We start from the raw sequence: 6,000 nt of genomic DNA, 5'->3' as shown, positions 1-6,000 counted from the left end.
TTCTCTTGTCATCACTACTTACAACTCCCCAGATCGCTTGGCTTTAGTGTTAGACTCTGTGCGCGATCTCTCTCCGCTCCCAGCAGAAGTGATCATTGCTGATGATGGCAGCACGGATGAGACTAGAGTCCTTATAGAATCTTATGCCAAGCACTTCCCTTGCCCACTGCATCATATTTGGCAAGAAGATAAGGGGTTTCGTGCAAGTGCGATTCGCAATAAAGGTGTTTATGCTGCCAAGCAAGATTACATTGTCTTAATCGATGGCGATATGATTTTAGACTCACATTTTATCGCTGATCATTTGCGCTTTGCTAAAAGGGGATTATGTCTAGGAGGCTCTCGCACAATGCTTTGTGAAAAGACTACTAAGGAGATTCTAGCCAAGCGTGCTGATGGTGATATAAGCGCATATAAAGAGAGTTTTAAATACAAAAGCTGGAAAGCTTATCGGTGCGTGCCTTTAGCGTGGTTTGTGTATATGTTTAGCAAAGCAAGCGCGAGACGCTTCAAAAAAACCGCCAAAGCCAATCTTGGAAGTTGTAATATGAGCTTTTATAAAGCAGACTTTGAGAAAGTGGGTGGGTTTAATGAGAGTTTCACGGGACATGGGTCAGAAGATTGGGAGTTTGTGGCTAGGTTTTTGTTTGTCGGGGGGCGAAGTGCTAGGCTGAAGTTTTGTGCTGCAGGCTATCATATCCATCACCCCACACGCCCACAAGATCGTGCCAATGCTAACTACCAGCTCTATCTTGAGACTTTGCGCACTCATCTTGGCACACTGCCTAAAGATGTGAGGCGCTAGACTAGATTCTAGCTTGTACCAATAGTGTTACACATATCTAAAAAATAATAATATAATACGCTATTTTACTCACAGGATCTATCGTGCAAGCACAATTTATCACATGCGCTAATGTATGGCTATTTTTCTTACTACAAATATCGGTATTTATGGGAGCTTTTACCATAAAAGTAGCCAATGCCACTCCACGCACCATCGCCATAGCTCTATCAACCCCTATAAGCACATTTACTCCACAAAGCTACGGTGCAAATACGATGCTCGCGCAAAGTCTCATCTATGAAGGCTTAGTTGAGCTTGATAAATTTGGCAATATTGTCCCAAGCCTAGCTGCTTCGTGGAGCATTAGCTCAGATGGCAAGACTTATACATTTTCACTGCGTAAGGGGACACGATTTTCTAATGGAGAAGCCTTTGATGCGCGCGCCGTTTTACTAAACTTCACTGCAATCTTGCAAAACAAGCAAGCTCATAGCTGGGTAGGGCTTATCCACGCGATAGATTCTATAAAAGAACTAGATTCTTACACAATTGCCCTAGTACTCAAATACCCCTATGCTCTCACACTTAATGAGCTAGCATTTGTGCGCCCTTTTCGCTTCCACTCTCCAAGCGAGTTACAAAGAGACCCAGCTAAGGCTTTGCCCATTGGCACGGGAGCGTATATGCTTGACTCTAGCAGTCCTAGCGCGGTAACTTTCCGCAAAAATCCTTATTACACAGATAGACAGAGTGGTAAAGTCCCATATTTTGACACCATAGTAGCAAGGATCATCTTTGACCCAAGTGCCAAGCTTGCCGCGCTTAAAGCTAAGCAAATTGATGTCCTTTATGGACAAGATCTCATCTCGCTTGATATGTTTAATGCCATAGCACAAGGTAGAGACACTTCGCTTAGAATCTATACCAGCTCGCCTATTTTTACCATTGCTCTAGCATTAAATCCGCGCACCAAAGCCCTAGAATTAGCTTCTGCGCGCAAAGCCCTTATGCAAGCCCTAGATTCTAGCGTGCTAGTCTCTAGCGTTTATGGAGATCTTGCAAGCCCTGCTACAAGCTTTTATGTGAAAAACACCTCTTTACTACAAGCCTTGCACTTCCCCGCTCCTCCAGCACACCAATGCGACCTAGCACACCCCATAACACAAAGCGCACCCCTAGAGCTTATCTTCATAAGCAACAATCCGTCGCAAAAAAAGCTCGCGCAAATTATCCAAGCTCAGGCTAAAACTTGTGGCATAAGTATTGCCATTAAAGGTATCGAGCCTAGTGCATATGCAAACCGCCTTATCGCCAATGCTTTTGACCTTGCTTTTACGCAGACTTGGGGTGCACCATATGAGCCATTAAGTCATCTCTACTCTATGCAGGAGCAAGGGCATATTGAGTATGGACTTTTGCAAAGCATTTTACAAAAAGATGTAATCTATATGCATATTAACAATGCTATCCACGCTACCAATGAGCAACAACTCCATAAAAACCTTAACGCTGCGCTAGATTTACTTGCGCAAAGCTATATTCTACTTCCACTAGTCCATAAGCGCAATGTCGCTATTGCACGCAGTGGCATTAAAGGTATAGAAGAAAATATGGGTGTGCTTGTCGCAGATCTTCCTATAGCTAAGTGGTATCAATAATGCCACTACTACAGCAAATTTGCCAGCGGATTTTGTATCTTGTGCCTATCTTGCTAGTGGTGTCATTGGGGATTTTTATACTACTTCGGCTAAGTGGAGGCGATCCCATAGTGCAGTATCTTGCCCTATCCAATCTCCCAAACACACCAGAGATGATTGTACGCTTGCAGGCGGAGTTTGGGCTTGATGAGCCGTTACTTTGGCAGTATGTGGTGTGGCTATATAGGGCTATTATGCTTGATTTTGGCACTTCATTTATGAGTGGGCAGGCTGTCAGTGGCGAGTTTTTTGCTCTTTTGCCTACGACTTTGAAGCTTGTGGGGCTAGGGATGGTGCTTATTGGTGTGTTTGCTACGCTATTTGGTGTGCTTGGCGTGCTGTATAAAGGCAAATTCCCAGATGTTATAGTAAGTATGGTGTGCTTTGTAGGTGCGTGTATGCCTAATTTTTGGCTCTCGTTTTTACTAGTGTGGCTCTTTGCCACTACTCTAGGGTGGCTACCTGCAGTGTGGGACTCTAGCGTCGCTAGCTATGTGCTTCCTAGCATTAGTATTGCATTGATGTCGCTTTGTATCACTGCAAGGCTTTTGCGCGTAAGTATGCTAGAAGCGATGGATTCTAGTTATGTAGCGTATGCAAATGTGCGCCAAATCCCACGCCCTATTATTACCTTGAAGCATATTTTTGCCAATGCCCTGCTTCCCATTATCGCAATGATGGGGATGCATATAGGTGAGTTACTAGGGGGGGCATTGATTATAGAGAGCATCTTTGCTATTCCGGGGATTGGATTATATTGCCTTAATGCCATTGCTAATCACGACTTCCCCATTATACAATGCTTTGTCATTGTGCTATGTGTGATTTTTACACTAGCAAATCTACTTAGTGATGTGCTATGTGCTTACCTTGACCCTAGAATCTCTCTATAAGAGCTACTATGCAAAATCAAATCCACAAGCACTTTCCTCTACAAGGTAAGATCGCCTTATGCATTCTTGTGCTTTTACTAGCGTTAGCCTTGCTTGTGCCACTACTTAGCCCTTATAAACCTGAGACGATTGATCTCTCCAAGCAGCTAGCTCCCATAAGCAAGGAGCATTGGCTAGGCTGTGATCATTTAGGTAGAGATATTTTCACAAGACTTATTTATGGGGCATATATCTCGCTTGGGGCAAGTGCTTGTATTATCGTGCTAGTTATGGGGTTAGGGATTTGTGTAGGAGGGGTAGCTGGGGCATTAGGCGGGGTGTGGGATAGGGCTATTATGCGTGTATGCGATGTGTTTTTAAGTGTGCCTACAATGGTTTTGGCATTGTTTTTTGTGGGGGTGCTAGGAGCTGGATTGGTGAATGTTATTATTGCTATAACACTCACGCACTGGGCATTTTACGCGCGCATAGCTCGCTCGCTTACCATTGCACTGCGTGCCAAAGAATATGTAGCTATCTCTTATATGCAAGGGCAAAGCTTCTGGCAAAGCTTTAGGCGGAATTTTCTCCCAAGCTTGTGCATTCACATACTTGTGCTAGCTACTATGGATATGGGGCATATTATGCTTCATATTGCCGGACTTTCATTTCTAGGGTTGGGTGTGCAGCCACCACTAGCAGAGTGGGGCATTATGCTTAGTGATATGAAAGAGTATCTTTATAGCGCACCGCATTTGCTTCTCTATCCGGGTGGGGCGCTGTTTATTAGCGTGGCAGTTTTTACGATACTAAGCGATAGTTTGAGGGGGTATTTTGCTACGCATTTAGAAGATGTGCGCTATGACTAAATCTAGGCTAGCACTTGCAAATATCTCTGTGTCCTTTGGCGCAAAACCACTGCTTACAGATATTAACATATCGCTAGAATGTGGGCAAATCACCGCGCTTATAGGTAGAAGTGGCAGTGGGAAAACACTCTGTGCCCTAGCTTTACAGGGCTTACTCTCGCCAAATCTTACAATTAGTGGGGAAGTCTTACTAGATGGTTCTCCTTATGAGCCACTTTTGCGCAAAAGGCGTGCCACAAGTCCTACTATCATAAGTATTTTGCAAAATCCGCGCATTTACTTCAATCCACTCTACACAATCAAAAGCCACATTGTAGAAAGTCTGCGAGCGTGGGGAAAGCCTTATGATCCTAGACAAATCTCTAGCTTGCTACATAGGCTGGAGCTAGATTCTAGTGTGCTTCATCGCTATGCCTTTGAGATGAGTGGTGGGGAGCTACAAAGAGTGATGATTGTCATTGCATTGCTTGCAGATGCGCAGTTTCTCATTGCTGATGAGCCCACAAGTGATTTAGATGCTATCGCCATAAAAGGACTATTAGAGATTTTAGAGTACGAGGCGAAGGAGCTTGGCAAGGGGATCTTGCTCATCACACACGATCATAGGCTTATGCGTATAGCTGATAAAATCTATTACATAGATTCTGGGAAGATTACTGCTAGCAATTTTGGAACTTTTCACACAAACTCTTCTTATGTATCGTTAAACAATAGACAAAAAGTACTAGAACCTACCCAGCTTATCACATTGCGCAATATCACTAAATCTTATCAATCCACCCATCAGTCCATCTTCACATTAGATTCTATTTCGCTTACTATTTATGCAGGGGAGAGGCTTGGTATTGTGGGTAGAAGTGGCAGCGGTAAAAGCACACTAGCAAAACTCATTGCGCGTTTAGAGCTAGAATCTAGTGGGCAAATCACCTATCCCGCGCATTGGCACTCTAATGAGCGTAGCTTGCAAGCGCGCAGGCATTTCTACCGCCATATACAGCTACTTTTTCAAGATCCCATAAGTGCGCTAAATTCCAACCAAACACTTTGGGATACACTCACTCAAGGGCTTATTGCCTTATATGGCATAGTGAATAAAAGCGAGCAAAAAGACAGGATTATGCCTATATTACACGCTTTGGGGCTAGAATCTTTGTTGCTTGATAGCTACCCTGCTATGCTCTCTGGTGGGCAGGCTGCTAGGGTCAATCTTGCTAGCGCACTTGTGCTAGAGCCAGAGCTGTTAATCCTCGATGAGAGTACATCGTGTCTTGATGACAAAACTGAAGCGATGATTTTAGAGTATATTGCCACTATGCAAGCATATAGAGACAATCTCCCTATTGCAAAGCAGAATCTAAGCGTGCTATGTATCACGCATAATCTCTCCTTAGCGCGTGCATTTTGTGATCGTATTGTGCTTTTAGATTCTGGGAATATTGTCGAGATAGTTGCAGCTGATGAACCTTTTAGAAGCGTGCAAGGCAGACTACTAGAATTTACTTTTACTTGCACAAATCAAGTGTAATGTAGTCTGTATGTTTGGGCGTTTATTTTTGTCGCTGTGTGGTATTTTCACTGGACTTTTGCCCCATAGAAAATCCCATCGAAAATAGCTTATGATCGGTCAAGAATTAGCGTAGAATCCACTAAAACAAGAGCAGACCTAACACTCCACATAAGGAATACAATGCCCTTGTAGTGCAAGCTAAAGAAGTGTTTGTAGGCGGGGTTTAGCTATGAAGATCTAGGGTCTTTGCATTTGAAATATAAATTCG

General features: G+C 43.6%; 5 protein-coding genes. All 5 read left to right on the top strand.

Translation table 11 applies throughout. The annotated features are described in order from the left end of the window. A partial coding sequence (locus IKB69_RS09120) for a glycosyltransferase family 2 protein (protein WP_290948575.1) occupies positions 1–805 on the top strand: 805 nt, incomplete at its 5' end. 83 nt (positions 806–888) lie between these two features. Then, a complete protein-coding gene (locus tag IKB69_RS09115) occupies positions 889–2,445 on the top strand; it encodes an ABC transporter substrate-binding protein (protein WP_290948573.1) in 1,557 nt (518 codons plus the stop codon). Beyond that, on the top strand, positions 2,445–3,377 hold the full coding sequence (locus tag IKB69_RS09110) for an ABC transporter permease subunit (RefSeq protein WP_290948571.1): 933 nt from the start codon (positions 2,445–2,447) through the stop codon (positions 3,375–3,377). The genes IKB69_RS09115 and IKB69_RS09110 overlap by 1 nt, the downstream gene beginning before the upstream one ends. Before the next feature lie 8 nt (positions 3,378–3,385). Next, entirely contained in the window at positions 3,386–4,225 is an 840-nt protein-coding gene (gene nikC, locus IKB69_RS09105) for a nickel ABC transporter permease subunit NikC (RefSeq protein ID WP_290948569.1), read from the top strand. Further along, positions 4,218–5,750, top strand: coding sequence for an ATP-binding cassette domain-containing protein (locus IKB69_RS09100; protein ID WP_290948567.1), 1,533 nt, complete (start codon positions 4,218–4,220; stop codon positions 5,748–5,750). The genes nikC and IKB69_RS09100 overlap by 8 nt, the downstream gene beginning before the upstream one ends. Positions 5,751–6,000 lie beyond the last annotated feature (250 nt).

The organism is Helicobacter sp. (assembly GCF_017502485.1).
In the GTDB taxonomy this organism is placed as follows: Bacteria; Campylobacterota; Campylobacteria; order Campylobacterales; family Helicobacteraceae; genus Helicobacter_B.
The sequence above is the reverse complement of the archived record's forward strand: the minus strand, read 5'-3'. Positions and strand labels throughout refer to the sequence as shown.

What these genes read in the sequence shown, in the direction of transcription:
- nikC (WP_290948569.1), top strand. Translation starts at nt 3,386, where the DNA reads ATGCAAAATCAAATCCACAAGCACTTTCCTCTACAAGGTAAGATCGCC.
- IKB69_RS09100 (WP_290948567.1), top strand. Translation starts at nt 4,218, where the DNA reads ATGACTAAATCTAGGCTAGCACTTGCAAATATCTCTGTGTCCTTTGGC.
- IKB69_RS09110 (WP_290948571.1), top strand. Translation starts at nt 2,445, where the DNA reads ATGCCACTACTACAGCAAATTTGCCAGCGGATTTTGTATCTTGTGCCT.